Origin of the sequence: Crossiella sp. CA198 (assembly GCF_052078295.1) — a bacterium.
In the GTDB taxonomy this organism is placed as follows: domain Bacteria; phylum Actinomycetota; class Actinomycetes; order Mycobacteriales; family Pseudonocardiaceae; genus Crossiella.
Window position 1 is genome coordinate 24,581 of the sequence record NZ_JBQJIM010000029.1, and the last position, 24,829, is coordinate 49,409.

Consider the following 24,829-nt stretch of genomic DNA (forward strand, 5'->3'; position numbering starts at 1 on the left):
ATCGGCTGGTGGCCGCGCTGTCAGCAGAGCACCTCGTCCTCGGCGAGGCGGACTGGCATGCACAGCGCGCGACCTACCTGGAGCGCATCCGGCCGTGGACCGACGGGCACCGCGAACGCAAGGCGGCAGGCGAGAAGCATCCGGTGCTCGACTTCATGTTCACCTACTACAGCTTCAAGCCCGCGCAGCTGGAACGGTGGCATCCGGGGCCCGGCGTGACCCTGGCCGGGGACTCGGCCGCGGAGTACCTGCGCAAGCCCGCCTACACCCGCACCGCCGACGGGGTCACCCTGGACCCGGCCGCGTTCCCGGCCGCCCGGCGGCGCACCGCCGAGTTCGTCGCGGCGCTGCTGAGCGCGACCGCGAGCCGTCCGCCCCGGCTGGGCTGCTTCGGTCTGCACGAGTGGGCGATGGTCTACCGGACCGATCCGGAGCAGGTCCGGCACGTGGGCTGGCCGCTGCGGCTGGGCCACGCGGGCACCGACGAACTGGTCGAGAACAGCCAGATCCGCTGTTCGCACTTCGACGCCTTCCGGTTCTTCACCGAGCCGGCCCGGCCGCGCAACACCCTGCAGCCGACCAGGGAGACCCAGGTCGCGCTGGAGCAGCCGGGGTGCCTGCACGCGACCATGGACCTGTTCCGGTGGGCCTACAAACTCGCCCCGTACCCGCCTTCGGCACTGATCGCGGACTGTTTCGAGTTGGCCCTGGATGTGCGCGAACTGGACATGCGGGCCAGCCCGTACGATCTCGCCGCACTGGGTTATCCGCCGGTGCGGATCGAAACCACGGAAGGCCGCGCCGAGTACGTCAAAATGCAAAGTGCATTTTCCCAGCGGGCCGAGCCACTCCGCGCCGCGCTGGTCGACCTGTGCCGTACGCTGCTCCGATGGCCGGGAGCGGCGAGGTCGGCGGCCGACCATGACGATCACGAGACGTTTCCGCAAACCTCGGCTTCCGTCCACTCTCCGTAACATATCTTGACGCTCTTGTGTCACCTGTTAGCGTGACACGTCAACGGCTGATGGCTGTTGATTACCAACGGTTTGATGGTGATCCCGGTGGGAAATGCCGGATGGTCACGCGGGGCTGAAGGGGACGTCGGATGGCTCGACACCGCGCGGCTGGGGAAGGCACCCGGCGCGGGATGGCTCGATGGCCCTTTGTCATCGTTGGTGTCGTCGCGCTGTTCGTGCTCGGCTATCTGAGCTGGACCTGGCTGGGCGGCATCCTGGACCGCCGGGCCGCCGCGCAGGCCGGTGAGTGCAGGCAGGGCGAGCTGGTGCTGCGGATGGCGGTCACGCCGAGCGTGGCCGATCCGCTGCAGAGCGCCGCGATCGCCTGGAACGGACAGCGCCCGGTGATCGACGACTACTGCCTGCGGGTGGAGATCCAGGCGCTGGACTCGCCCACCGTGCTCACCGCGCTCACCCAGGGCTGGGACACCGGCACACTCGGCCAGCCGCCCTCGGCCTGGCTGCCGGAGTCCTCACTGTGGGTCAACCAGCTGCGCGCGCAGAACAAGTCGCTGCTGGGCGCACCGGCCGAGTCGATCGGCAACTCCCCGGTGGTGCTCGCGGTGCCCGAACCCGCGGCGCAGCCGCTGCGCTCCGGGCAGGGGTTCCGCTGGAGCGAGGTCCCCGGACTGCTGGCCGCCCCGGACGGCTGGAAGCGCTTCGGCATGAGCGACTGGGGCCGGTTCACCATGGGTGTGCCGGACCTGGTGCGCAACCCGGCCAGCGCGCTGGCCGTGCAGTGCGCGCTGGCCTGGGCCGGGAAGAAGGAACGCGGCCCGGTGACCATGGACATGCTGACCCAGCCCGCGGTGCGCGCCGCGCTGAACCAGGTGGCCAAGGCCAAGGTCGCGGGCGTGCCGCCGACCACCCAGGACGCCCTGGTCGAGCTGAGCAAGACCCCCGACCTGGCCACCTCGCCCTACGACGGTGTGCCGGTGCTGGAGATCGACCTGTTCCGCCGGAACCTGGGCGTGGACGGCAAGCCGAAACCGGACAAGCCGCTCTACGGCATCCCGGCGACGGGCCCGGCGCCCTCGGCGGACTTCCCGCTGCTGCCGCTGTCCGGGGACTGGATCAAGGACGCCCAGGTGCGCGCGGCGCAGAAGTTCGGCGACTTCCTGCGCGAGCCCGCGCAGGAGAAGGTCCTCGCCCAGCAGGCCGGGGTGCGCGTGCGCAGCACCAACGAACGCCCGCTGACCTCACCGGGGATCACCTGGATCGCCAACGACGACCTGCTGGCGCCCGCGGATGAGAACACCTCGCAACAGCTGGCCGCCTCCTGGGCCAGTTCGGCCGACAACGGCCAGACGGTGACCATGCTGGTGGACGTGTCCGGGTCGATGCACGCCGACGGCGGCCAGGACAAATCCCGGATGGACTGGCTCAAGGCCGCGTTGCGTGGCCAGGTGGACCGGTCGGTGTCGGGTTCTATGGGTATGTGGGAGTTCTCCCGGTCCCTGGATGGCAAGAAGCCGTACCGCCAACTGGTGCCGACCAAGGGTATTGAGCAGCAGCGCAACGCCCTGCGGGGTGCGATCGAGGGCCTCAAGCCGGTGAGCGCCACCCAGCTGTACTCAAGCCTGGCTGTGGTGTACCGCTCGGCTGTGGAGAATTACGAGCAAGGACGGACGAACCGGATCGTGGTGCTCACCGACGGCCCCAACGACGGCGGTCTGAACCTGCAACAGTTGCAGGCCGAGCTGGACAAGGTGCGTAACCCGAACAAGAAGGTCTCGATCAGCTTCATCACGATCGGCCCCGACCCGGAACGCGCCCCACTCACCAAGATCGCCCAGTCCACGGGCGGCTCGGTGTCCGTCGCCGCGGACGGCGCGGCGATCGACCCCGCGCTGGCGCAGTTGCTCTCCGCAGGCTGACCTCGTTCCTCCGCCGAGGACCTGTCGACGTGACGGTGTCCGGGACGCACATGCCGCACCCGGGCACGAATGGAGTGGGTAATGGCAGCAGACCGCCCCGCGCCGCGATGGCGCAAGAGCAGCTACAGCAGCGGCAACGGGGAGAACTGCGTGGAGGTGGCGGTCTTGCCGGATGCGGTGGTGGTGCGCGACTCGAAGAATCCGGACGGGGCGGGGTTGTCGTTCTCGCCGGGGGCGTTCGCGGCTTTTGTGCACGGGCTGGATGAGTTGGGTGGTCATGGCGGAGAAGGGCGGAGCGGGGAAGGGCGCGGCGGGGAGGACTGAGCGAGGCGGAGTCCTTTGTGGACGGTGGAGGGTGGGGGTGAAAACCCCACGACGAGGGCTCTCGCGTGTTCTCCGTACGGCCTGGAGCATGCAGACCACACCTCACCGAGCGGCCCCTGCAACCTGCCGCCGCCTGCCCGCCCAACGCGACGGGGGCCGCTCGGTGAGGTGTGGTTGGCTGGCGGAAGGCCGTACGGAGAACACGCGAGCCCTCGGAGCCACGCTGGAACCAGCCCCGGCAACCCAAACCCCGCCCCGCAACCTGCTCGCCCGGCTCTTGATCTGCCTCCCCCCTCCGGTGGTCTGCCCGGCCGGCGAGGCCATCCTTTTTTGATCTTCGGGTTGACAGTCAAGAGCGAAGATCAAGTGCGTCCTCGCCGGACGGGCAGAAATCAAAGGATGGGGGGAAAATCAAGAGCAGAGAGCAGTGCTCGTACGGTTCCCCATCCCCGTCAGCCCTCCGATACCAAACCACATCCCGGGCAAGCGGCCCGTTGCGGTTGGGCGGGCACGCGGAAGCAGGTTGCAGGCCGCTTGCCCGGGATGCGGTGTGTCCTCTCCAGGCTGACGGGGATGGGGAACCGCTCGGGTGGAGTTTGAAAAGCCACCCCGGCCGCCCGGCTTCGGGCTTCGCCCGCCCGCCGCCGCAGAACCCAATGCGAAGCGCCCCGGACCGTTGGCCCGGGGCGCTTGTCGTTCTTGCTGTCAGCTCTCGAAGGCGCTGATGGGCGGGCAGGAACAGACCAGGTTCCGGTCGCCCTTCGCCCCGTCGATCCGGCGCACCGGCGGCCAGATCTTCGGGCGGTCCGACTTCATCGGGAAGGCCGCTTCGGCCCGGGTGTACGGGTGGTCCCAGTCGCCGGTCAGGGATTCCGCGGTGTGCGGGGCGTTGCGGAGCGGGTTGTTGTCCACCGGCCACTCGCCCGCGCCGACCTTGTCGATCTCCTTGCGGATGGCGATCATGGCCTCGCAGAAGCGGTCCAGCTCGGCCAGGTCCTCGCTTTCGGTGGGTTCGACCATGAGGGTGCCCGCCACCGGGAAGGACATGGTGGGGGCGTGCAGGCCGTAGTCGGCCAGGCGCTTGGCCACGTCGTCGACGGTGACGCCGGTGGCCTTGGTGATGGGGCGCAGGTCGAGGATGCACTCGTGGGCGACGAAGCCGCCCTCGCCGGTGTAGAGGACCGGGAAGTGCTCGTCGAGTTTGCGGGCCACGTAGTTGGCCGCGGCGACGGCGGTCAGGGTGGCGCGGCGCAGGCCGTCGGGGCCCATCATCCGGACGTAGGCCCAGGAGATGGGCAGGATGGAGGCGCTGCCCCAGGGTGCGGCGCTGATCGGGCCGACGCCGGTGGCGGGGCCCGCGGTGGGCTGCAGCGGGTGGTTGGGCAGGAACGGCGCCAGGTGTTCGCGGACGCCGATCGGGCCGACGCCGGGGCCGCCGCCGCCGTGCGGGATGCAGAAGGTCTTGTGCAGGTTCAGGTGGCTGACGTCGCTGCCGAACTTGCCGGGGCGGGCCAGGCCGACCAGGGCGTTGAGGTTGGCGCCGTCGACGTAGACCTGGCCACCGGCCTCGTGCACCAGGGCACAGACCTCGGCGACCGTTTCCTCGTACACGCCGTGCGTGGACGGGTAGGTGATCATGATGGCGGACAGGTCGTCGCGGTGGGCCTGGACGGTCTCGCGCAGGTGGCCGAGGTCGATGTTGCCCTTGTCGTCGCAGCGGACCACGATCACCCGCATGCCGGCCATCACCGCGCTGGCGGCGTTGGTGCCGTGCGCGGAGGAGGGGATCAGGCAGATGTCGCGGGCTTCCTGGCCGCGGCTGCGGTGGTAGGCGCGGATGGCGAGCAGGCCGGCGAACTCGCCCTGGCTGCCCGCGTTGGGCTGCACGCTGACCGCGTCGTAGCCGGTGACCTCGGCCAGCCAGGCCTCCAGGTCGTGCACCAGGGAGAGCAGGCCCGCGGCGTCGGCGGCGGGGGCGAAGGGGTGCAGCCCGGCGAACTCCGGCCAGGTGATGGATTCCATCTCCGTGGTGGCGTTGAGCTTCATGGTGCAGGAGCCGAGCGGGATCATGCTGCGGTCCAGAGCCACGTCCTTGTCGGAGAGGGCGCGCAGGTAACGCAGCAGCGCGGTCTCCGAGCGGTGGGCGTGGAAGACCGGGTGGGTCAGGTAGTCCGAAGTGCGGTTCAGCCCGCCACCGAGGGCGTCGGGGGTCTCGGCATCCAGCGCGTCCACGTCGCCGGTGACGCCGAAGGCCTGCCACACCAGCGCGAGGTGCTCGCGGGTGGTGGTCTCGTCGCAGGCGATGCCGACGTGGTCGTTGTCGGCCAGACGCAGGTTGACGCCCAGGGCGCGGGCCTTGGCGACGATCTCGGCGGCCTTGCCGGGCACGTGCGCGAGCACGGTGTCGAAGAAGCGCTCGTGCCGCAGCTCGACGCCGCCCGCGCGCAGGCCTGCGCCGAGCACGGTGGCCAGCCGGTGCACCCGGGTGGCGATGCCGCGCAGGCCCTCGGGGCCGTGGTAGACCGCGTACATCGCGGCGATCACCGCGAGCAGCACCTGGGCGGTGCAGATGTTGCTGGTGGCCTTCTCCCGGCGGATGTGCTGTTCGCGGGTCTGCAGCGCGAGCCGGTAGGCGGGGTTGCCGTCGGCGTCCACGCTGACCCCGACCAGGCGGCCGGGCAGCTGGCGCTCGAGTCCGGCGCGCACCGCCATGTAACCGGCGTGCGGGCCGCCGAAGCCCATCGGCACGCCGAAGCGCTGGGTGGTGCCGACCACGACGTCCGCGCCGAACTCGCCGGGCGGGACCAGCAGGGTCAGCGCGAGCAGGTCCGCGGCGACGGCGACCTGGGCGCCGCGTTCGTGCGCCTGCTCGACCAGGGCCCGGTAGTCGCGGACCTCGCCGCCCGCGCCCGGGTAGGCCAGCAGCACGCCGAAGAACTCGCCCTCGGGCAGGCCCTGGGCGAGGTCGGCGAGCACGATCTCGATGCCGAGTGGTTCGGCGCGAGTCTGGATGACCGCGATGGTCTGCGGCAGCGAGTCGGCGTCGACGACGAACCGCGCCGACTTGGACTTGCCGGCGCGGCGCACCAGCGTCATCGCCTCGGCGGCCGCGGTGCCCTCGTCGAGCATGGAGGCGTTGGCGGTGTCCAGGCCGGTCAGGTCGGCGACCATGGTCTGGAAGTTGAGCAGGGCTTCCAGCCGGCCCTGGGAGATCTCCGGCTGGTACGGGGTGTACGCGGTGTACCAGGCCGGGCTTTCCAGGATGTTGCGCTTGATCACCGGCGGGGTCACGGTGCCGTAGTAGCCGAGCCCGATCATGGGGGCCCTGACCGTGTTGCGGTCGGCCAGCGCGCGCAGTTCGGCCAGCGCCTCGGACTCGGTGGCCGGGGCGGGCAGGGCCAGGCTCAGCTCACCCTCGCGGATCACCTGGGGCACCGCCCGCTGGGCGAGTTCCTCCAGCGAGCCGACCCCGATGACGTCGAGCATCCGGGCCAGTTCGGCGGGCCGCGGACCGACGTGCCGGTCGGCGAAGGGCGTGCCGTGCTCCAGCGCGGCCAACGGGATGCGATCGGGGTTCGGCTGGGTCATGCTCTCGCCTCCGGCGCCTAGGGGTGGGCATGCGGAACTGCCCTCCCCCTCTGTCCGTACCCGGTGTCCGGGCGCCTGAGAGCTTCACCCGGTCACGGCGGACCGGACTTGCACCGTCGGCGGGTCCGCGCAGGACGAGGACCGCTTTCCAGAGGTGTCTGCCCACACGGTCCGCTTGGCCTGAGAGGTTCCGGGGAGGAGTTGCTCCTTCGGCGCCGGACCGATGGCTCCGGTCCGGGCTCTCCCGCGTGGGGATCACGACTACGCGCGAAATCCTACCCCGCCGGAGTTCACCGGAAGTTTCCGACGTGCCCAAGAACACCAGGTCACCAACGGTGGTCAGGGACAGACACAGCTGGTGGTCGTGCTGGTACGCCGAGTGGTCGTGGTGGTGCTGCGCCGAGTGCTGCTGGTGGTGGGCCGGGTGGTGCTGGTGCGGCTGATGGTGGTGCTGGTCAGCGGCAGCTGGCTGACCACCCTGGTCGGGCTCGGCGAGGAGCCGCCGGGCGCAAGCACCGCCTGGGTCAGGAACACCCCGACCACCGCCGCCACCACCGCGCCGACAGCCCCGATGACCGCGGCGCTACGTTCGAAGGCCATCGCCCTCCCCCAATCCGGAGACCATCCGCACCAGCGAGGATGCGTCCGGTCCCGGTCGGTGGGACTAGGTCGTTCGGGTCACCGGCGGTAACGATCGCGGATACCTGGAGCGCCCCTGGTCAGCCGCTGCCGTGCACGTCCCAGACCGGGGTGCGCACCTGTGGGCCGCAGTCCGGCCAGTCACCGCGGCAGATCCGGTAGAAGCCGGGCGGGAAGTACTGCCAGGACTTGCTCACCTGACTCTTGTCCAGGCCGCACTGGGGTTCGGTGAACGGCGTCCACAACCCGCGCATCGAGCCTTCCAGGCGGTAGCACTCCCCCGGCGCGCCCGCGGTGACGAACAACCCGCGCACCGTGTCGGTGCACCCGGGATCGCACACCCTGGTGACCTGGGCGGCGAAACCCGCCTGCTCATGCCGCAGGGTCAGCGGCCTGGTGACGCCCTCGGCACCGGCCACCGCGGGCACGGCCAGGCCGGGCGCCGCGGCCAGGACCGCGAGCAGCAGCAACACAACACGTCGGATCATGCCTGATGAACCCCCTGATCGCGGCCACCCTCCGGCGGCCCGCGGTCAGTGTTGGACACCGCGTGCCCTGGCAGAAGAGCGGCGGCGGTTTCCTGCCCCGGCGGTCGACCCGTTCGGAGCAGGACCAGTGGTTCAGCCGGTCTGCCGGTCCCGGCGCTTGCGGGACAGCTCGTCGTCCTCGCCGGGCAGCAGCTCCACCCCGTCGGCGCGTTCGGCCGGGAACTCGTGGATGGTGCCGCTGATCTCGCGCATCGCCCCGCTGACCGCGATCCCGAACACGCCCTGCCCGCCCTGCAGCAGATCCACCACCTCCTCCGGGGAGGTGCACTCGTACACCGTGGTGCCGTCGCTGAACAGCGTGATCCGGGCCAGGTCGCGCACGCCGCGGCGGCGCAGGTGATCCACCGCGACCCGGATGTTCTGCAGCGAGACCCCGGTGTCGAGCAGACGTTTGACCACCTTCAGGACCAGGATGTCCTTGAAGGAGTAGAGGCGCTGGCTCCCGGAGCCGTGGGCACTCCTTATGGTCGGCGCGACCAGTCCGGTGCGGGCCCAGTAGTCGAGCTGCCGGTAGGTGATCCCGGCGATCTGACAGGCGGCGGGTCCCCGGTAGCCGACCAGTTCGTCCGGCAACGACAGGTCCGGGAACAAGGCACCCTGCTCGGGCGCGCCTCGATCGCTGGGCGCTTCCTCGACCACGCGTGCCTCCCCTCGGCCGACCTTCTGGTCGGCAACGGCGACCGCACGCCCGTGCGCACACTGGCGTGCCGGTCCTGAGCAGGCGGCCGGGAAGTGGATCCACCCCGGCGCGATTGACTCGCCACCGACGGTAAGACGGCCCATCCCCCGGGTCAACGCGACGCGCGGGGAAGGCTCCCGCGTCGCGCTCAGACCCCGGGTCCGGTTCACTCTTCTGAACCGATTCCCGCGCTGTCACCTGGTCGGACGGTGACGAGCGGCCACGCATCCCAGCACAACCGCCACAAGATCACAGCTTGACCACACGATCGTGTTATGGACGAAGGTTGTTGATCACCCAACGGCGAGGGCCCGGCGACTCCGCTCACGCGGTGTCGCCGGGCCCTGGCAAAAGTCAGCGTTGTCTCTAGGTGTCCGCCCCGCGGAAGTCCTCCGGTGACACGGAGTCCAGGAACTCGCGGAACTTCTCCACCTCGTCCTCCTGCTCGTCCGGGATGACCAGGCCCGCCTCGGCGAGCACGGACTCCTCGGCGTGGATGGGCACCCCGACCCGCAGCGCGAGCGCCACCGAGTCGCTCGGCCGGGCCGAGACCCGCACATCCCCGTCGAAGACCAGCTCCGCGAAGAAGGTGCCCTCCTGCAGATCGGTGATCCGGACCTGTTCGAGCTGCCGCCCCAGTGCCCCGATCACGTCCTTGAGCAGGTCGTGGGTCAGCGGCCGGGACGGCCGTACCCCCTGCTGCTCCAGCGCGATCGCGGTCGCCTCCACCGAGCCGATCCAGATCGGCAGATAGCGGTCACCTTCGGTTTCACGCAGCAGCAGGATCGGCTGGTTCGCGGGTAGCTCCACCCGCACACCGACGACGCGCATCTCGCTCATCGGAACTCGCCTCCTCCAGTGCGTTGGACCGCAACATCCCCACCATGACGAGGATCGCGTACCGACTCCTCCGACGCTACCCGCCGCAGGACACGGTTGCCCGCTCCAGTACATGTCATCGCGGGCACGAATATCACGTTTCGGCCGCGACCTGCGCGGGAGTCATCCGCCGGTCACGCCCCGCAGTCCGATCTTGACCAGCAACGTGTGCAGCGTCACGGACAGCGCGGCCAGCTCCCTGACCACCTCATCCGCCCTGGCCCTGGCGTCCCGGTCGCGTTGCCGGGCCAGTGGCGCCGCGATTTGCTCCACCAGCCCGACTTCCCGGTCGGCGGAGGAACGAAACGCGCGCAGGTGGCGGGGTTCGATGCCGAACTCGGTCATCGCGCGCACGGTGCGGACCAGCGCGGCGGTGTCGGAATCGTAGAACCCGGCGGCGCCCGCCCGCACCAGCCCGTAGCGCTCCAGCTCGATCAGGGTGGCCGCGTCGATGCCGGTGGTCTCCAGCAGTTCCTCGCGGGTCAGCCGGATCTCGCCGCCGCGCTCGAAGGCGGTGGCGGTGGGCAGGCCGTCCACCGCGACCAGCGTCCGCGGCGGGCGCGGGGCGGGACCGGCGGGCAGTTCGCCGTCGTCGATCGCCTCCAGCTGCTCCTTGATCACCTTCAGCGGCAGGTAGTGATCCCGCTGGGCGGCGAGCACGAAACGGAGACGTTCGACGTCGATCGGGGAGAACTGGCGGTACCCCGAGGGGGTACGCGCCGGGCGGACCAAGCCTTCCGATTCCAGGAACCGGATCTTGGAGATGGTCACCTCGGGGAACTCGGCCCGGAGCTGCGCGAGCACCGTGCCGATGCTGAGGCCACCACGCTGGGGCCGCCCGGCCGCCGTCACTGAGCCGGTGCGCCGGGGCCGGTCAGGAAGACCAGTCGGAACTTGCCGATCTGGACCTCGTCCCCGTTGGCCAGCACCGCGGTGTCCACCGGAGCCCGGTTGACGTAGGTGCCGTTGAGGCTGCCGACGTCGACCACGACGAACTCCCCGCCCTCACGGCGGAACTCGGCGTGCCGCCGGGAAACCGTGACGTCGTCGAGGAAGATGTCGCTGTCGGGGTGCCTGCCGGAGCTGGTGGTGTCCCGGTCGAGCAGGAAGCGCGAACCCGCGTTCGGGCCACGCTTGACCACCAGCAGGGCCGAACCCGACGGCAGCGCGTCGACCCCGGAGATCGCGGGCTCGGGAGCCGCGGTCTCGGTGCCTTCGACCTCGGAGAGGAAGTCGGCGCGGAAGATCGAAGTGGACTCTGCGGGACGCTCCGGCGGAACGCCGGGCCCGTCGTGCGTGCTCACCTGAGTGCTCCTCGTGCCGGATGGATCATGCGAAGTGTCCTGCCAACGTACCGTGTTGGTCTCGTCGTTCCCTGAGCGGCTCCTGCGCTTGCCGAAGAGCCGGCGAAAGATCGAGATCACGCTTCGCTGATCTTCTCGGCATAGGCGGCGGCGTCGAGCAGCTGCTCCAGCGCCGCGGCGTCGTCCAGCCGCAGCTCGAAAAGCCAGCCCTCGCCGTAGGGATCGGAGTTGATGGTCTCCGGCGCGGTGACCACGACCTCGTTGACCGCGGTGACCTCGCCTGCCAGCGGCGCGTAGATGTCCGAGACGCTCTTGGTCGACTCGACCTCGCCGACGGAATCGCCGGGCTTGACCGTCTCGCCGACCGTGGGCGGCTGCACGAACACCACGTCACCCAGCGCGCTCTGCGCGTAGTCGGTGATGCCGATGCGCACCACGCCGTCGCCGGTGACCTGCACCCACTCGTGCTCGTCCGTGTACTTCAACTGCTCGGGCACATTCACCGAGTGTTCTCCTCCCGTGCCGGTGCGACGCGCCGACCAACTTGTGTCAACCGGCTGGTCGAGCGTATTTCTGCTTGCGTTCCGCTCGCAACGCGGTGATCTCCACGCGGTCCTGTTGCTGGATGCGTGTCGAGCCGCCCTTGCGTTCCACTGTGTCCACCACCCCACCGGGGATGTTCAGTGCCGCGGCAAGAGTAGGGGGATCGCCGATGGCCGTGATCACGTAGGGCAGGGTCAGGGTGGTCCCGTCGATCCGGATCAGCCCGTCCGCGCCGGTCAGCGCGGTGTCCACGCCCACCCGCACCGGTCCGGCCTGCACTGCCTCGGCGCCGGCGTTGCGCAGTTCCTGGATGACGTCCAGGAGCACCTCGGGCCCGAGTTTGCCGGTGCCGTCGTTGATCTCGATCCGCAGTCCGGGTCCGGCCACCGGCACCGTGCCGGTGAGCACGGCCAGCGCGGTGACCCTGCGGCGGGCCTCCTCCAGGGCCGCGGCCGAGGCGGTGCCGCCCTCCTGCAGCCTGCGCAGGGTGGCCTCGGATTCGGCGATCTCCTTGCGCAGCGAGGCTTCCTTGGCCTGCAGGCCGTCCAGCAGCACGATCAGGTCCTGCGGCCGGGCCTCGGCCAGGCCCTCGCCGGTCTGGGTGCGCCGGACCTGGGCGACCAGGGCCACGCCCAGCACCAGGCAGAGCAGCACCATGGTGGATCCGGTGACCCAGCGGTTGTCCCTGATCCGGACCAGGCGGTGTTTGGCGCCGGTGCGCCGCGTCGATTCCGGTTCGGTCATCTCAGGCCTTGAACAGGTGTCGCCGGATGGCCGCGGCGTTGCCGAAGATCCGGATGCCGAAGACCACCACCACCGCGGTGGACAGTTGCGCGCCCACGCCCAGTTCGTCGCCCAGCCACACGATCAGCGCGGCGATGACCACGTTGGAGACGAAGGAGACCACGAAGACCTTGGCGTCGAACTTGCCGTCCAGCCGGGCCCGGATGCCGCCGAAAAGCGCGTCCAGCGCGGCGACCACCGCGATCGGCAGGTAGGGCTGAGCCCATTCGGGCACCGTGGGGTCCAGCCACAGGCCGAGCAGGACGCCCACGGCCAGGGCGAACAGGGCGATCACCGTTTTCCTCCAGTGGTGCTGGTGGGCGGGGTGGTCGAACGCGGCGGCGGCTGGGTGGTCGGGGAGACCGGCGGGCGGGTGACGGTGGCGGCCATTCTGCCTTCGGTGATCCCGGCGGCGGCCAGGCGCAGCTCGTCGCGGGTCTCCACGGTGAACACGGTGCCGTAGTCGGCGGCGAAGCCGAGGAAGCGGCGGCTGGCCTCGGTGAGCGCGAGCGCGTCGCGCATCTCGGCGGGCGAGCCGATCGCCTCCAGCACGTAGGGCTGGGTGATGGGCCGGTTGTCCACCAGCATCGCGCCGCCTGCCTGCCGGATGGTGGCCCGTGGCTGCAACCGGACGCCGCCCACCGCGACCGCCTCGGCCCCGCTCGACCACAGCGCGTTGACCAGCACCTGCAGGTCCCGGTCCAGGATGTTCTGGTGGTTCTGCCCGCCGCGGGCCTCGATCGGGTCCCGGACGGTGATCAGCAGTCCCGGTCCGCGCACCGCGACCGCGCCCGCGGCCTGGTTGAGCGCGGTGAGCCGGTCCAGCTCGGCCCGGCCCGCCTCGTCGCCGTCGAGGGCGCGGCCGCGGGCCTGGTCCAGGGACCGGGCCAGTTCGGCGGCGCGGCGGCTCAGTTCCTCGGTGTTGGCGCGGGCGGCCTGCACGTCATCGGCCAGGCTGCGCCGGGCCTGGTCGGCGTCCGGGGCGCGCTGACCGGCGTCGGAGGCGGCCACGCCCATCAGCAGTCCGGCCAGCAGCGCGCCGCCGACCAGCCAGGCCTTGTGACTGCGACGTTTCGGCGGTTCGCCGCCGCGGCGCTGGTGCGCCTCGTCGTAGCCCGCGTCCAGGTGGTCGCCGAGCAGCTGGCCCAGGATGCCCAGCTCAGCGGGTTTCGGGTCAGCCACCGGCGGCCTGCGCGAGCCGGGGCGGGGCGCCCGCACGCAGCGCGCCGCCGAGCTGGATCAGGTAGAGCACGGCGGCCCAGACGTACATGGCGCTGCCCCAGATGGTGAAGGCGTAGGCCAGCGGCCGGAACCACTCGGCGCCGGTGTAGGTGCCGTCGGTGAGCAGCAGCAGCGGGAAGGCGTACATCAGGCAGAAGGTGGCGGCCTTGCCGACGTAGTGCACCTCGAACGGGCCGTAGCCCAGGCGGCGCAGCACCAGCACCGCGATGCCGAGCACGATCTCCCGGCCGACCAGCACCGCGACCACCCACCAGGGCACGATGTCGCGGATCAGGAAGGCGATCAGGGTGGCCAGGATGTAGAGCCGGTCGGCCGCCGGGTCGAGCAGGGCGCCCAGGCGGCTGGACTGGTTGAGCCAGCGGGCCAGTTTGCCGTCCAGCCAGTCACTGAGACCGGCGACGACCAGCACGATCAACGCGGCGATGTCCGCTTTCGGGCCCAGCAACAGCCACAGGAACAGCGGGACTCCGGCGAGCCGGAGGAAGCTCAGGATGTTCGGAACGGTCCACACCCGGTCCGGCAGCTCGGCCTGTGCCGGTTCCTGCCTGGTGCTGCTCACTCGTTCCCCTCCAGCCACCCGTCTGATCCGCGCTGCTCAGGGTGCCACACCGGTTCGGGGTCGATGTGGGGTGGCCCGAGGGGATCAGACGGGTGGCGAGGGCGCCGCGACTCAGTCGCGGCGGGTGCTCCACCCCTGACGCTGCAGATCCGCATTCGTCAGCAACTGCGCGCGGCCCCGGTCATCGACTCCGGCCCAGCGGGAGCGGCCGAAGCCCTGCTCCAGGACGAACGCGTGTCCACCGCTCCACACCACGCTGCACGGCGCGGTGGGCAGGCTGGACAGGCGGGTCGTACTCGCCGGGTCGTCGATGGTCGCGAAGACCGTCTGTGCGCTCATGGTGGGCGGCACCTCCATCAGGTAGTTCGGCTCACCGCGGTTGAGCGTTAGCGGCGATGAACCAATGATGTGGTGCGGTCGAGGGGTTTAGGTCCGATTCGGACTGGGTAGCGGTGACCGGCGCCACGGCGTCGGTGAAGGGCAAACCAGACTTCGTCCCGGCTAAAGCCTTGATGTCCTATCGACCGGAAGTTTCCTGACCGAAACACGAAGTAACAGGTCAGCGCGGTGCGCGGCCTTGAGCGCCGTCTGGTCTAACGTCGACGGAGCCGCACGCTGGGCGCACGGCTCCGTCGACGAACGGTTGAGCGGCCTCAGCCGGCCAGCTCCTCCAGGGCCTGCTGGGCGGCGGCCAGCTCGGCCTGCAGCTGCTCGACGCGCTGGCGGTGCCGTTCCCTGGCGGCGTCGATGACGGACTGGACGGCCTCGGCCGCCTCCTCCGGCAGCTCGGCGGCCAGGTTCGCCACGTTGGCCGCGGCCACCGGTGCGGGCTTGACCTTCTTCTTGCCGCTGACGACCTCGACGGTCCACTCGCCGTCGGCGGTGGCGGTGAGGGTGACCGTCAGCTCGGCTGCCCCGGCGGAGGGGGCCTTCTTGGCCGCGGGCTTGGCCGGCTTCGGCTTGTCCGCGGGCTTCTCGGCGGGGACGGGCGGGGCGGACTCGGCCGCGGGGGCGGCCGGAGCCGACGACTCGGCCGCGGGCGACTGCGCGGGGGACGCGGGCGCCTCGTTGGGGGACTCGGCCTCTGCCGTGGTCACGGGAACCTCCTCGGTTGGGGTCACCGTCCGTTTGCGGGACGGCTTGGTGATGGTGACTTCGCTCGGTGAGAAGGACAGCACGTCCATCGACCCGGTCGGCCGGACCTGGATGAAGTCGCCCTCCGACTCATCACCCAGGGCCAGCACCTTGCCGGAACGACCTTCCTCGACGCCAACGGCCAAGGAGGTGAACCACACGATCGGGAGGCGTCCCTCGGTGAGCTCACCGCGGACGTGGTCCAGATCCTGCTCCGACAACGCCTGGGAAATCGACAACTCTTCTCCTAGCAGGGGGTTGATCTTGATGATCTTGGTCAGCGGAAGAAAGCTTGCCGCACACCCCTGACAAAACATATCGGGAGGGTCCGAGGCGGAGAATCGGGCCGCCAGCGGGCATGATCGGGGTATGACGCAGCAGAACCTGTGGCTGGCCGATGTCGACGGCAACCTGGTCCGGGCCGCTCAGGTGGTCGGCCTGAGCGTGTACGCCCTCGGTGGCTACCCGGTCGGCAAGGACGCCCCCGGCGAGGTCACCCTCCGCGCCGATCTGGCCGCCACCGCCCCGGACGGCTCCAGCCTGACCCGCACCCTGACCGCCGCGCTGCCCTTCGCCGTGGTCGACGAACTGCGCAGGCACCTGGTGCAGCAGCTGGCCCGGCTGGGCGAGTCCGCGGAGCCGGTGGTGCTGCGGGTGGAACTGAAGGACAACGTGATCCGCTGGACGGTGGACCGCTTCGGCGCCCGCCCCGAGGCGCCCGCGCCGGTCCCGGAGGCCGCGCCGGCCGCGGTCTAGCAACCCAGCTCGGCGCCGGCGCCGGTGAGCTGGAGGACCCGGCGCACCAGCCCGCGGGACTGGGCGCAGCGCAGCCCGCCGCCGAGGATGAGCTGGCGGCGGCGGGCGGTCAGCAGCACGCCGATCGCGGCGCAGTCGACGAAGGTGGCCTGCCGCAGGTCGACCACCAGCTGTCCGCCCGCGCGCACGCAACCGGCCAGCATCCGCCGCAGCTCCGGCGCGGCGGCCAGGTCCAGCTCGCCGTGCACGAACAACGTCGTGGTGCGCCCGATCCGCACGACGTCGAGCTGGAGATCCGGTGGCGCCGCCGTCATGCGGGCAGTGTTGCCCGGCGCGGGGGCGGGGAAACGGCCATTGGGGTGAAGTCGGTTCGGTTAGCCCGATCGCGGGTATTTCCCGGTCATGACCCGCCGGGACGTGGTGGCCATCGGTGCCTCCGCGGGCGGGGTCGAGGCGTTGTGCGCCGTGGTCGGCGCCCTCCCCCCGGGCCTGCCCGCCGTTGTTCTCGTGGTGCTGCACGTGCCACGTAACGCGCCGAGCGCGCTGCCGCGCATCCTGAGCCGGTGTGGTCCGTTGCCCGCCCATCACGCGGTGCACGGCGATCCGGTCCGGCGCGGACACATCTACGTGGCGCCGGCCAACCATCACCTGCTGCTCACCGACGGCCGGATCCAGCTCTCCCGCGGTCCGGCGGAGAACGGGCACCGGCCCGCGGTAGATCCGCTGTTCCGTTCGGTGGCCAGGGCGCACGGGTCGCGGTCGGTGGGCGTGGTGCTCTCCGGGGCGCGCGATGACGGCACCGCGGGGCTGGCCGCGATCAAGGCGGTCGGCGGGCTGATCGTGGTGCAGGACCCGGCCGAGGCGCCGCACCGTTCGATGCCGGTCAGCGCTCAGGAGCACAATGACGTCCAGCACGTCCTGTCCGCCGCCGAGATCGGCGGGCTGATCGGGAAGGTCGCCGCGGCTGAGGTGCCCGACACCGGTGGGGTCGTGGACGACCTGCTCGCAGCGGAGGCCGAGATGGCCGAGTTCTCACCCATGACCACCGACGAACTGGGCGCCGTGCCCGCCGGGCTGGCCTGCCCGTCCTGCCACGGCGCGCTGTTCGACCTGCCCGGCGAGCCGGTGCCCCGCTTCCGCTGCCGGGTGGGTCACGCCTGGTCGCCGGAGACCTTGCTGGCCGAGCAGGGCTTCCGGATGGCCGAGTCGGCCACCGAGCGGGGCAACACCTGGGCGGCACGCCGGTTCGCCGACACCGCCACCGACACCAAGGCCGCGGGCCGGCTGGTACGCGATCTGATCAACCGGATCGCGACCGGGCCACCGGATCGCGGGGAAGGCGAACCCGATGAGCAGTGAGCTGGCCTGCCAGGTCGACCAGACCGGGGCGGTGGCGGTGGTCCGGCCGCACGGCGTGCTGCGGGTGAACACCGCGTCCGCACTGCGCGGGGCGGTGGCCAAATGCCTCGCCGAACAGCCCGCCGCGGTGCTGCTGGAGCTGACCGGGCTGCGGCTGGGTGACGAGGTGGCGCTGACCGTCTTCCCCGCGCTGAGCCGGCGGGCCGCGGAGTGGCCGGGCATCCCGGTGGCGTTGTGCTCGGTGCCAGCGGAGGTGTTCGCGCCGATGGCCCGGATCGGGCTGGTCCGTTACCTCACGGTGTTCGCCGGTCCGGCGGAGGCGCTGGCGGCGCTGGCGGACCGGCCGCGGTCGCCGGTGCTGCGCGAGTGGTACCTGCCGGAGGCTGGCGCCTGCAGGCAGGCGCGCGAGGCGGTGGGTCAGGCCTGTGCGACGTGGCGGGTGGAGGAGCTGGCCGAGGCCGCGGTGCTGGTGGCCAACGAGCTGGTGGCCAACGCGGTCAGTCACGCGGGCACGGCGCTGCAGCTCACCGTGGCGATGCGCGGGTCCTACCTGTGTCTGTCGGTGCGCGATGGCAGCGCGGCGCCGCCGGTGCTGGCGCGACGGCCGGCGCGGGCGGGCGGCCAGGGGCTGGTGCTGATCTCCAAACTGGCCACGGCGTGGGGGCACCTTTCCGCGGTGGACGGCAAGGTCGTGTGGGCTACGCTCCGGGTGCGGCAGCCGGGTGCCGGTCGGAACGGGCGGTAGCTGCCGCGTCGTAGCCGCACCGGAGAGGCAGCACGTGACGCAGACCGACCCCCAGTTCGAGGCGCTGCTGGTCTACCTGAAGGAGACCAGGGGTTTCGACTTCACCGGGTACAAGCGGTCGAGCCTGGTGCGCCGGGTGCAACGACGGATGGCGCAGCTCGGTCTGGCGGACCACGCGGAGTACCTGGATCAGCTCCAGGTGCGGCCGGAGGAGTTCACCACGCTGTTCAACACCATCCTGATCAACGTCACGAACTTCTTCCGGGACCCTGACGCGTGGGACTACCTGCGCTCGGAGGTGCTGCCCGAGCTGCTCGCGGCCAAGGAGCCGGACAGCCCGATCCGGGTGTGGAGCGCGGGATGTGCCTCCGGCGAGGAGGCCTACACGCTGGCGATGGTGCTGGCGGAGCTGCTCGGGCCGGAGGATTTCCGGCGCCGGGTGAAGATCTACGCCACCGATGTGGACGAGGAGGGCCTCGGCCAGGCCCGGCACGCCAGCTACGGCGACCGTGAGGTCCGCGATGTGCCCGCCGAGCTGCTGGAACGCTATTTCGAGCCCAGCGGCAACCGGTACGTCTTCCGCAAGGACCTGCGTCGATCGGTGATCTTCGGCCGGAACGACCTGGTGCAGGACGCGCCGATCTCCCGGATAGACCTGCTGGTCTGCCGCAACACGCTGATGTACTTCAACGCCGAGACCCAGTCTCGGATCCTGACCCGGCTGCACTTCGCGCTGGCCGAGGGCGGGGTGCTGTTCCTGGGCAAGGCGGAGATGCTGCTCAGCCACGGCAGCCTGTTCACCCCGATCGACCTGAAGCGGCGGGTCTTCCGCAAGGTGCTGCGGCACATCCCGGTGAACGGCACCATGTTCGCCGAGCTGCCCCAGCCACAGCCGCGGGTGGAGCTGGCCGGCCTGGACCTGCTGCGCGCCGAGGCCCTCGCGGCCAGTCCGGTGGCCCAGATCGTGGTCAACGCCGAGGGTCTGGTGGCGCTGACGAACCGGCAGGCGGAGCTGCTCTTCGGCATCACCGCCAAGGACATGGGGCGGCCGTTCCGCGATCTGGACGTCTCCTACCGGCCGGTGGAACTGCGGCGCTACATCGAGCAGGCGCAGCTGGACCGCCGCACGGTGCTGGTCGCCGATGTCGAGTTCCGTCGCGCCGCGAACGAGGTGCTGTACCTGGAGATCCAGGTGAACCCGTTGGTGGACGGCGACTCCGGTCTGCTCGGGGTGACGCTGGTGTTCCAGGACGTGACCTCCTCCCGCCGGTTGCAGGATGAGCTGGAGTACGCGAACCGGCAGCTGGAGACCGCCTACGAGGAACTCCAGTCGACGAACGAGGAGCTGGAGACCACCAACGAGGAACTCCAGTCCACGGTGGAGGAGCTGGAGACGACGAACGAGGAACTCCAGTCGACCAACGAGGAACTGGAGACCATGAACGAGGAACTCCAGTCCACCAACGACGAACTGCAGTCGATCAACGACGAGCTGCGGGACCGTTCGACCGAGCTGGACGCGGCGAACGCCTTTCTGGAGGCCATCCTCACCAGCCTGCGCGCGGGGGTGGCCGTGCTCAACCGGGATCTGCACGTGCGGGTCTGGAACCGGCGGGCCGAGGACCTGTGGGGGCTGCGGCCGGAGGAGACCCTCGGCCAGCACTTCCTGAACCTGGACATCGGCCTGCCGGTGGACCAGATCCGGCCGAGCATCAAGCAGATCCTGCACGGCGACGGGCAGACCCAGGAGCTGGCGCTGGCCGCGGTGAACCGCAGGGGGCGCGCCATCACCGTGCGGGTGATGTGCTCGGCGCTGCGCGCCCCCGGTGCGGAGACCACCGGCGTGATCCTGTTGATGGAGCAGGAGGATTCCGGCTCCGGCGACCACGGCTGAGGCCGCGGCTCACTCCACGGTGAGGCTCTTGGCCAGGTTGCGCGGGCGGTCGATGTCCCGGCCGAGCTTCTCCGCGATGTGGTGGGCGAAGAGCTGCAGCGGGATGCCGAGCAGCACCGGGTCGAGCTGGACCTCGTTGCGCGGCACGAACAGCACGTCGTCGGCCAGGCCTGCGGGCAGTTCGGTGTTGGTCACCGCGATGACGGGGCCGCCGCGGGCCTTGATCTCCTCGATGGTGGCCAGGTTCTTGCCGAAGGTCTCATCGGCGGGGATGACCACCACCGAGGGCATCTCCGGGTTGATCAGGGCCAGGGGTCCGTGCTTCAGCTCGGCCGACTGGTATGCCTCGGCGTGGATGTAGGAGATCTCCTTGAGCTTCTGCGCGCCCTCGCGGGCCACCGGGAAGCCGCGCACCCGGCCGACGAAGAACATGTGCCGGGCGTCGGCGTACTTGTGCGCGACCGCGCGGATGGCCTGCTCGGCGGCGAGGATCTCGCTGATCTGGTCCGGCAGCCCGCGCAGCCCGTCGACCAGGCGGCGGCCGTCGGCCAGGCTGAGGTCGCGGACCCGGCCCAGGTGCAGGGCGAGCAGGGCGAAGGAGGCGGCCATGTTGGTGAAGGACTTGGTCGCGGCCACCGAGACCTCGGGTCCGGCGTGCAGGAACAGCCCACTGCCGCATTCCCGGGCGATGGCGCTGCCGACCACGTTGACCACGCCGAGCAGGCGGCCGCCCTTGCGCTTGAGTTCGGCCACCGCGGCCAGGGTGTCGGCGGTCTCGCCGGACTGGCTGACCGCGATGTAGAGGGTGTCGGGGTCGATCACCGGGTTGCGGTAGCGGAACTCCGAGGACGGTTCGGCGTCGGCGGGGATCCGGGCGAGTTCCTCGACCAGGGTCGCGCCGATCTGGCCCGCGTAGTAGGAGGATCCGCTGCCCAGGAACTTCACCCGGCGGATCGAGCGCACCTCCCGCGCGTCCAGGCCCACCCCGCCGAGCCGGGCGGTGCTGAAGCGCTCGTCCAGGCGGCCGCGCAGGGCGCGGTCCAGTGCGGCGGGCTGCTCGTGGATCTCCTTGTGCAGGAAGGTCTCGTGCCCGCCCCGGTCGTAGTCCTCGATGCTCATTGCGAGGGTGGTCGGCGTCTTGGCCACCGCGGAACGGTCCAGCCTGCTGGTCACGTACTCCCCGGCGCGCACGGTGGCGAGTTCGCCGTCGTCGAGGTAGACCACCTGCTGGGTGAAGCGGACCAGCGCGGCGACGTCGGAGGCGATGAACATCTCGTCGTTGCCGATGCCCAGCACCACCGGGCTGCCCTGCCGCGCCACCACCAGCTCCTGCGGGAACCGGGTGTCCAGCACCACGATCCCGTAGGTGCCCTCGACCTCGGAGAGGGCTTCGCGCACGGCGTCTTCGAGGCGCTCGGCCGAGCTGCGGGCGACCAGGTGGGCCAGCACCTCGGTGTCGGTCTCGGAGCTGAACTCGGCGCCCTCGGCGCTCAGCTTGGCCCGCAGCACCTCGGCGTTCTCGATGATCCCGTTGTGCACCAGGGAGATCCGCCCGGTGGGGTCCAGGTGCGGGTGCGCGTTGGCGTCGGTGGGCTCACCGTGGGTGGCCCACCGGGTGTGCGCGATCCCGATCCCGCCGGGGAGCTTGTCCGGCACCAGTTCACGCAGTTCGGCCACGCGCACGGCGGCCTTGACCACCTTGAGCCTGCCCTTGCTCAGCACGGCCAGCCCGGTCGAGTCGTAGCCGCGGTACTCCAGCCGGTGCAGGCCCTCCAGGAGCACCTCGGCCGCGTCCCGGTGTCCGACATAACCGACAAGTCCGCACATACGCTGTTTCTCCCTGCTCAGTGGATGATCCGGCTAGCCGTAGACGATCCGGCGCAGCTGCCGCGCGGACAGCGCGGGCGCGGCCACCGGCCGTCCGGCCAGCTCCGCCGCCACGATCGCCCAGATGTCGTCGTTGCGGCGGTTGCGCCGTTTCAGTTCCCGGTGCCGCCGCCGGACGTAGTCCTCGACCGGTTCGGCGAAGTAGCCCATGACATCGCTGACCACCCGCGCCGCGACCGCCGGTGGCAGCCCCGTGCTCACGACCACGTGCCGTACGAGATCGTCCGGCAACGGCGGCGCGCCCACAGGTACCTCCAGCCCCGAGACTGCCCCGCCCCGGTCCGACTGAGCAACTTTCCTGCCCGGATTCGGGCAAGCCAGCCTCCCATACTGCCCCGTCCGGCGGTGTTAGCGTCGCCGCGTGGCCGACTCGCGTGACGTGCTGACCCGCCCGGCACCCGCCCCTGACCGCGTGCTGCGGTACGGGCCAGGACCGGACCGGGTGATCGATGTCAGGTACCCGGTGGCCGAGGGCCCGCACCCGGTGATCGTGGTGGTGCACGGCGGTTTCTGGCTCGCCGAGTACGACCGCGCGCACACCGGCCCGATGTGCGCGGCCCTGGCCGACGAGGGCTATCTGGTGGCTGCCATCGAGTACAACCGGGTCGGCCAGCCCGAGGGCGGCTGGCCCGGCACCCTGGACGATGTGGCGGCCGCGCTGGACGCGCTGCCCGGTTTGCTCGGCGCGTCGGCGGATCCCGATCGGGTGGTTCTGCTCGGCCATTCCGCGGGCGGCCAGCTGGCCATGTGGTCGGCCAGCCGCCACCGCCTGCCCGCGCACAACCCCTGGCACCTCCCGCGCCGCCCGGCCCTGCGCGGCGTGGTGTCCCTGGCCGGGGTGCTGGACCTGGTGCTGGCCAATGAGGAGCAGCTCGGCGACGGCGCGGTGGCCGGCCTGCTCGGCGGCCACCCGGACTCGCACTGGGAGCACTACGCCGCCGCCGACCCGGCCCGTCTGGTGCCCACCGGCGTCCGCGGCATCCTGCTCCAGGGCCTGGCCGACCCGTGGGTGCCGCCGGAGGTCAGCCGCTCCTACGCGGCCGCGGCCGTCGCCGCCGGCGACCCCACTGAGCTGCGCGAACTCCCCGGCGAGGGCCACTACGGGGTGATCGACCCGGACTCCGCGGCCTGGCCCGAGGTGCTGCGCGCGCTGGCTGATCTGCTGGTCTGACCAGCGCTCAGCTGTGGCGCTGGGCGCGGAAGACCGTGTCGTGGGTGTGCGGCGTGCCCGGCGGCGCGGGACTCACCCGTGGCCGGGTCTCGTTGACCAGGATGGTCCAGCCCTCGCCCAGCGCCTCGGCGAAGTCGGCTGGCGCGTAGAAGTCGGCCATCCTGATCTCGGTGCCGTCGTGGCCCTGGTGGTCGTGCCCCTCGGCCAGGTCGTGGCTGACCACCAGCAGCGTCCCGCCGGGCGCGACCGCCTCGGCCAGCGCGCGCAGGCTGGCCGGTCCCAGTGCCCGGTGCAGCGGGAAGTAGCTCAGCGCGACCAGGTCGAAGGCGGCAGGCGGAGGTGGCGTGGCCGGCATATCGGAGTGCAGCAGGGTCAGCGTCACCCCGCAGGCCCTGGCGGCGTTGTCCGCCCTGGTCAGCGCCTCCTGGGAGATGTCGGCGGCGGTCACCCGCCAGCCCTGTTCGGCCAGCCAGATCGCGTCGGCGCCCTCCCCGCAGCCCACCTCGAGGGCCCGGCCCGGCGCGAGGCCGCTGATCTCGACGACCAGCACGCCGTTGGGCGCGCCGCTCCACACCTGGTCGCGGGTCCGGTACAGGGTGTCCCAGTAGGTCTCGTCCATGGGGACACCGTGCGCCTGTTCCGGCCCGGCTGACAATGTTCCTTGCCGAAACGGCAAATTCAGACCACGCCGGCGATCACCTCGACCGCGGTCAGCGCGTCGGCGTAGCGCACGTACAGCGGGGCGAATCCGAAGCGCAGCACGTCCGGGGGCCGGTAGTCGCCGATGACCTCCCGGGCGATGAGTTCCTTCATCACCTGTCCCGCCTCCGGCACGGACAGCGCGATGTGGTTGCCGCGGCCGGCGTCCCGCGGGGTGCGCACGGTGACCCGGTCGCCGAGCAGTTCGTCCACACAGGACAGGAAGAAGTCGGTCAGCCGCAGGCCCTTGGCCCGCACCTCGGCGATGCTGGTCTTGTCCCAGACGTCCAGGGCGGCGTCCAGGGCCAGCATGGACAGGATGTCCGGGGTGCCGGCACGACCCCTGGTCACGCCCGCGCCGGGGGTGTACTCGGGGGTCATCGCGAACGGGTCGGCGTGCCCGCACCAGCCGGACAGCGGTTGGTCGAAGGCGTCCTGGAAGCGTCGCGGCACATAGAGGAACGCGGGCGCGCCGGGTCCGCCGTTGAGGAACTTGTAGGTGCAGCCGACCGCCAGGTCGACCTGGTGGGAGTCCAGTTCCACTGGTAGCGCGCCAACGCTGTGGCAGAGGTCCCAGACCACCAGCGCGCCCGCCCGGTGCGCGGCCTCGGTGATCGCGCCCATGTCGTGCAGCACGCCGGAGCGGAAGTCGACGTGGTTGGCCAGCAGGACCGCGGTGTGCTCGTTCATCTCGGCGGCGGCCTCGGGCATGGGCACCGGCCGGACCCGCACCCCGGTGAGTCGGGCCACCGAGGCGGCGATGTAGCCGTCGGTCGGGAAGGTCGCCGCGTCCACCAGCAGTTCCGGCCGTCCCGGGTTGAGCCGGATCGCGGCGATGAGGGCCTTGAACAGGTTGACGCTGGTGGAGTCGCCGACCACGACCTGCCCCGGCGCGCTGCCGATGAGCGGGGCGAGCCGGTCACCGAGGCGTTCCGGCGCCCCCCACCAGCCCTCGCCCCAGCCCCGGATCAGGCGACGGCCCCACTGCTGTCCCACCACCTCGGCCAGCCGCGGCGCGACCGCGCGCGGCAACGCGCCGAGGGAGTTCCCGTTGAGGTAGACCACATCCGGGTCGAGGTCGAACTCGTCCCGGCAGTGCGCGATCGGGTCGAGCGCGTCCAGTTTCCTCGCGGTGTCGGCCAAACTCATCGTGCTCTCCATCCTCAATGCCAGCCGCCCAGTCACAGCCGCCCGGTCACAGCC

Annotated in this window: 27 protein-coding genes and 2 riboswitches; of the genes, 8 read left to right on the forward strand and 19 right to left on the reverse strand. The window is 71.0% G+C overall.

Annotation, left to right across the window (positions count from 1 at the left end; all coding sequences use genetic code 11):
* Positions 1-8: 8 nt before the first annotated feature.
* The 3 genes from ACTOWY_RS37195 to ACTOWY_RS37205 all read left to right on the forward strand — a co-directional run bounded on the left by ACTOWY_RS37195 (position 9) and on the right by ACTOWY_RS37205 (position 3,217).
* Complete coding sequence (locus ACTOWY_RS37195) at positions 9-974, forward strand: 3-methyladenine DNA glycosylase (RefSeq protein ID WP_441314278.1); 966 nt, start codon at positions 9-11, stop codon at positions 972-974.
* A 173-nt stretch (positions 975-1,147) separates the two neighbouring features.
* Positions 1,148-2,893, forward strand: coding sequence for a substrate-binding domain-containing protein (locus ACTOWY_RS37200; RefSeq protein ID WP_441314279.1), 1,746 nt, complete (start codon positions 1,148-1,150; stop codon positions 2,891-2,893).
* 81 nt (positions 2,894-2,974) lie between these two features.
* Positions 2,975-3,217: a DUF397 domain-containing protein gene (locus ACTOWY_RS37205; RefSeq protein WP_441314280.1), complete on the forward strand. Its 243-nt coding sequence runs from the start codon at positions 2,975-2,977 to the stop codon at positions 3,215-3,217.
* A 705-nt stretch (positions 3,218-3,922) separates the two neighbouring features.
* On the opposite strand, the gene gcvP is transcribed toward ACTOWY_RS37205, so the two are convergent.
* From gcvP to ACTOWY_RS37275, 14 genes are all read right to left on the reverse strand, one after another.
* Positions 3,923-6,805: an aminomethyl-transferring glycine dehydrogenase gene (gene gcvP, locus ACTOWY_RS37210; protein ID WP_441314281.1), complete on the reverse strand. Its 2,883-nt coding sequence runs from the start codon at positions 6,803-6,805 to the stop codon at positions 3,923-3,925.
* Between the two features lie 43 nt (positions 6,806-6,848).
* Positions 6,849-6,962, reverse strand: a riboswitch (glycine riboswitch).
* Positions 6,963-7,062, reverse strand: a riboswitch (glycine riboswitch).
* An 82-nt stretch (positions 7,063-7,144) separates the two neighbouring features.
* The gene (locus ACTOWY_RS37215) at positions 7,145-7,405 is read right to left on the reverse strand and encodes a hypothetical protein (protein WP_441314282.1); all 261 of its coding nucleotides are present in this window, start codon (positions 7,403-7,405) and stop codon (positions 7,145-7,147) included.
* A gap of 119 nt (positions 7,406-7,524) precedes the next feature.
* Complete coding sequence (locus ACTOWY_RS37220) at positions 7,525-7,932, reverse strand: hypothetical protein (RefSeq protein WP_441314283.1); 408 nt, start codon at positions 7,930-7,932, stop codon at positions 7,525-7,527.
* Positions 7,933-8,064: 132 nt separating this feature from the next.
* Entirely contained in the window at positions 8,065-8,631 is a 567-nt protein-coding gene (locus ACTOWY_RS37225) for a MerR family transcriptional regulator (protein ID WP_247762529.1), read from the reverse strand.
* Positions 8,632-9,037: 406 nt separating this feature from the next.
* Entirely contained in the window at positions 9,038-9,511 is a 474-nt protein-coding gene (locus tag ACTOWY_RS37230) for a bifunctional nuclease family protein (protein WP_086781012.1), read from the reverse strand.
* A 162-nt stretch (positions 9,512-9,673) separates the two neighbouring features.
* Positions 9,674-10,402: a transcriptional regulator FtsR gene (gene ftsR / locus ACTOWY_RS37235; protein WP_441314284.1), complete on the reverse strand. Its 729-nt coding sequence runs from the start codon at positions 10,400-10,402 to the stop codon at positions 9,674-9,676.
* The gene (garA, locus tag ACTOWY_RS37240; RefSeq protein ID WP_185003510.1) at positions 10,399-10,854 is read right to left on the reverse strand and encodes a glycogen accumulation regulator GarA; all 456 of its coding nucleotides are present in this window, start codon (positions 10,852-10,854) and stop codon (positions 10,399-10,401) included. The genes ftsR and garA overlap by 4 nt, the downstream gene beginning before the upstream one ends.
* A gap of 116 nt (positions 10,855-10,970) precedes the next feature.
* The gene (gene gcvH, locus ACTOWY_RS37245; RefSeq protein WP_441314285.1) at positions 10,971-11,357 is read right to left on the reverse strand and encodes a glycine cleavage system protein GcvH; all 387 of its coding nucleotides are present in this window, start codon (positions 11,355-11,357) and stop codon (positions 10,971-10,973) included.
* Positions 11,358-11,403: 46 nt separating this feature from the next.
* Positions 11,404-12,141, reverse strand: a complete 738-nt coding sequence (locus ACTOWY_RS37250) for a DUF881 domain-containing protein (protein ID WP_441314286.1) — start codon at positions 12,139-12,141, stop codon at positions 11,404-11,406.
* Between the two features lies 1 nt (position 12,142).
* Positions 12,143-12,475: a small basic family protein gene (locus tag ACTOWY_RS37255; protein ID WP_185003507.1), complete on the reverse strand. Its 333-nt coding sequence runs from the start codon at positions 12,473-12,475 to the stop codon at positions 12,143-12,145.
* Complete coding sequence (locus tag ACTOWY_RS37260) at positions 12,472-13,362, reverse strand: DUF881 domain-containing protein (protein WP_441314287.1); 891 nt, start codon at positions 13,360-13,362, stop codon at positions 12,472-12,474. The genes ACTOWY_RS37255 and ACTOWY_RS37260 overlap by 4 nt, the downstream gene beginning before the upstream one ends.
* On the reverse strand, positions 13,355-13,981 hold the full coding sequence (locus ACTOWY_RS37265; protein ID WP_441314288.1) for a CDP-alcohol phosphatidyltransferase family protein: 627 nt from the start codon (positions 13,979-13,981) through the stop codon (positions 13,355-13,357). The genes ACTOWY_RS37260 and ACTOWY_RS37265 overlap by 8 nt, the downstream gene beginning before the upstream one ends.
* Before the next feature lie 111 nt (positions 13,982-14,092).
* Positions 14,093-14,320 (reverse strand): hypothetical protein, encoded by a 228-nt coding sequence (locus ACTOWY_RS37270; RefSeq protein ID WP_247762518.1) that lies wholly within the window; start codon positions 14,318-14,320, stop codon positions 14,093-14,095.
* A gap of 314 nt (positions 14,321-14,634) precedes the next feature.
* Positions 14,635-15,354, reverse strand: a complete 720-nt coding sequence (locus ACTOWY_RS37275) for a DUF6319 family protein (RefSeq protein ID WP_441314289.1) — start codon at positions 15,352-15,354, stop codon at positions 14,635-14,637.
* A 130-nt stretch (positions 15,355-15,484) separates the two neighbouring features.
* Here ACTOWY_RS37275 and ACTOWY_RS37280 point away from each other — a divergent pair, with 130 nt between their 5' ends.
* Complete coding sequence (locus ACTOWY_RS37280) at positions 15,485-15,871, forward strand: hypothetical protein (RefSeq protein ID WP_441314290.1); 387 nt, start codon at positions 15,485-15,487, stop codon at positions 15,869-15,871.
* On the opposite strand, the gene ACTOWY_RS37285 is transcribed toward ACTOWY_RS37280, so the two are convergent.
* Positions 15,868-16,185, reverse strand: a complete 318-nt coding sequence (locus ACTOWY_RS37285; RefSeq protein WP_441314291.1) for an STAS domain-containing protein — start codon at positions 16,183-16,185, stop codon at positions 15,868-15,870. The two genes, ACTOWY_RS37280 and ACTOWY_RS37285, sit on opposite strands and share 4 nt — an antisense overlap.
* A gap of 88 nt (positions 16,186-16,273) precedes the next feature.
* Between ACTOWY_RS37285 and ACTOWY_RS37290 the strand changes: the two genes are divergently transcribed.
* Genes ACTOWY_RS37290 through ACTOWY_RS37300 form a run of 3 tightly spaced genes read left to right on the forward strand, consistent with a single transcriptional unit; the run spans position 16,274 to position 19,869 of the window.
* A complete protein-coding gene (locus tag ACTOWY_RS37290) occupies positions 16,274-17,230 on the forward strand; it encodes a chemotaxis protein CheB (RefSeq protein ID WP_441314292.1) in 957 nt (318 codons plus the stop codon).
* Complete coding sequence (locus ACTOWY_RS37295; protein WP_441314293.1) at positions 17,220-17,975, forward strand: STAS domain-containing protein; 756 nt, start codon at positions 17,220-17,222, stop codon at positions 17,973-17,975. Before ACTOWY_RS37290 ends, ACTOWY_RS37295 begins: the two co-directional genes overlap by 11 nt.
* Positions 17,976-18,009: 34 nt before the next feature.
* Positions 18,010-19,869 carry a CheR family methyltransferase gene (locus ACTOWY_RS37300; protein WP_441314294.1) on the forward strand — a complete coding sequence of 620 codons (1,860 nt, stop codon included), beginning with the start codon at positions 18,010-18,012 and terminating at the stop codon, positions 19,867-19,869.
* Between the two features lie 9 nt (positions 19,870-19,878).
* Here ACTOWY_RS37300 and glmS read toward each other — a convergent pair whose 3' ends face one another.
* Together glmS and ACTOWY_RS37310 are read right to left on the reverse strand one after the other, a co-directional pair.
* The gene (gene glmS / locus ACTOWY_RS37305) at positions 19,879-21,696 is read right to left on the reverse strand and encodes a glutamine--fructose-6-phosphate transaminase (isomerizing) (protein WP_441314295.1); all 1,818 of its coding nucleotides are present in this window, start codon (positions 21,694-21,696) and stop codon (positions 19,879-19,881) included.
* A 33-nt stretch (positions 21,697-21,729) separates the two neighbouring features.
* A complete protein-coding gene (locus ACTOWY_RS37310; RefSeq protein WP_441314296.1) occupies positions 21,730-22,002 on the reverse strand; it encodes a hypothetical protein in 273 nt (90 codons plus the stop codon).
* Between the two features lie 115 nt (positions 22,003-22,117).
* On the opposite strand from ACTOWY_RS37310, the gene ACTOWY_RS37315 reads away from it, so the two are divergent.
* Complete coding sequence (locus tag ACTOWY_RS37315) at positions 22,118-22,927, forward strand: alpha/beta hydrolase family protein (protein WP_441314297.1); 810 nt, start codon at positions 22,118-22,120, stop codon at positions 22,925-22,927.
* A 7-nt stretch (positions 22,928-22,934) separates the two neighbouring features.
* On the opposite strand, the gene ACTOWY_RS37320 is transcribed toward ACTOWY_RS37315, so the two are convergent.
* Positions 22,935-23,546, reverse strand: a complete 612-nt coding sequence (locus ACTOWY_RS37320) for a class I SAM-dependent methyltransferase (RefSeq protein ID WP_441314298.1) — start codon at positions 23,544-23,546, stop codon at positions 22,935-22,937.
* Positions 23,547-23,605: 59 nt separating this feature from the next.
* Positions 23,606-24,775 carry a kynureninase gene (gene kynU, locus ACTOWY_RS37325; protein WP_441314299.1) on the reverse strand — a complete coding sequence of 390 codons (1,170 nt, stop codon included), beginning with the start codon at positions 24,773-24,775 and terminating at the stop codon, positions 23,606-23,608.
* Between the last annotated feature and the right edge of the window lie 54 nt (positions 24,776-24,829).

Coding starts and splice junctions, on each gene's coding strand:
- ACTOWY_RS37285 (WP_441314291.1), bottom strand. CDS start 16,185: ATGACGGCGGCGCCACCGGATCTCCAGCTCGACGTCGTGCGGATCGGG.
- gcvP (WP_441314281.1), bottom strand. CDS start 6,805: ATGACCCAGCCGAACCCCGATCGCATCCCGTTGGCCGCGCTGGAGCAC.
- ACTOWY_RS37200 (WP_441314279.1), top strand. CDS start 1,148: ATGGCTCGATGGCCCTTTGTCATCGTTGGTGTCGTCGCGCTGTTCGTG.
- ACTOWY_RS37320 (WP_441314298.1), bottom strand. CDS start 23,546: ATGGACGAGACCTACTGGGACACCCTGTACCGGACCCGCGACCAGGTG.
- ACTOWY_RS37270 (WP_247762518.1), bottom strand. CDS start 14,320: ATGAGCGCACAGACGGTCTTCGCGACCATCGACGACCCGGCGAGTACG.
- ACTOWY_RS37280 (WP_441314290.1), top strand. CDS start 15,485: ATGACGCAGCAGAACCTGTGGCTGGCCGATGTCGACGGCAACCTGGTC.
- ACTOWY_RS37295 (WP_441314293.1), top strand. CDS start 17,220: ATGAGCAGTGAGCTGGCCTGCCAGGTCGACCAGACCGGGGCGGTGGCG.
- glmS (WP_441314295.1), bottom strand. CDS start 21,696: ATGTGCGGACTTGTCGGTTATGTCGGACACCGGGACGCGGCCGAGGTG.
- kynU (WP_441314299.1), bottom strand. CDS start 24,775: ATGAGTTTGGCCGACACCGCGAGGAAACTGGACGCGCTCGACCCGATC.
- ACTOWY_RS37205 (WP_441314280.1), top strand. CDS start 2,975: ATGGCAGCAGACCGCCCCGCGCCGCGATGGCGCAAGAGCAGCTACAGC.
- ACTOWY_RS37220 (WP_441314283.1), bottom strand. CDS start 7,932: ATGATCCGACGTGTTGTGTTGCTGCTGCTCGCGGTCCTGGCCGCGGCG.
- ACTOWY_RS37250 (WP_441314286.1), bottom strand. CDS start 12,141: ATGACCGAACCGGAATCGACGCGGCGCACCGGCGCCAAACACCGCCTG.
- ACTOWY_RS37290 (WP_441314292.1), top strand. CDS start 16,274: ATGACCCGCCGGGACGTGGTGGCCATCGGTGCCTCCGCGGGCGGGGTC.
- ACTOWY_RS37230 (WP_086781012.1), bottom strand. CDS start 9,511: ATGAGCGAGATGCGCGTCGTCGGTGTGCGGGTGGAGCTACCCGCGAAC.
- ACTOWY_RS37215 (WP_441314282.1), bottom strand. CDS start 7,405: ATGGCCTTCGAACGTAGCGCCGCGGTCATCGGGGCTGTCGGCGCGGTG.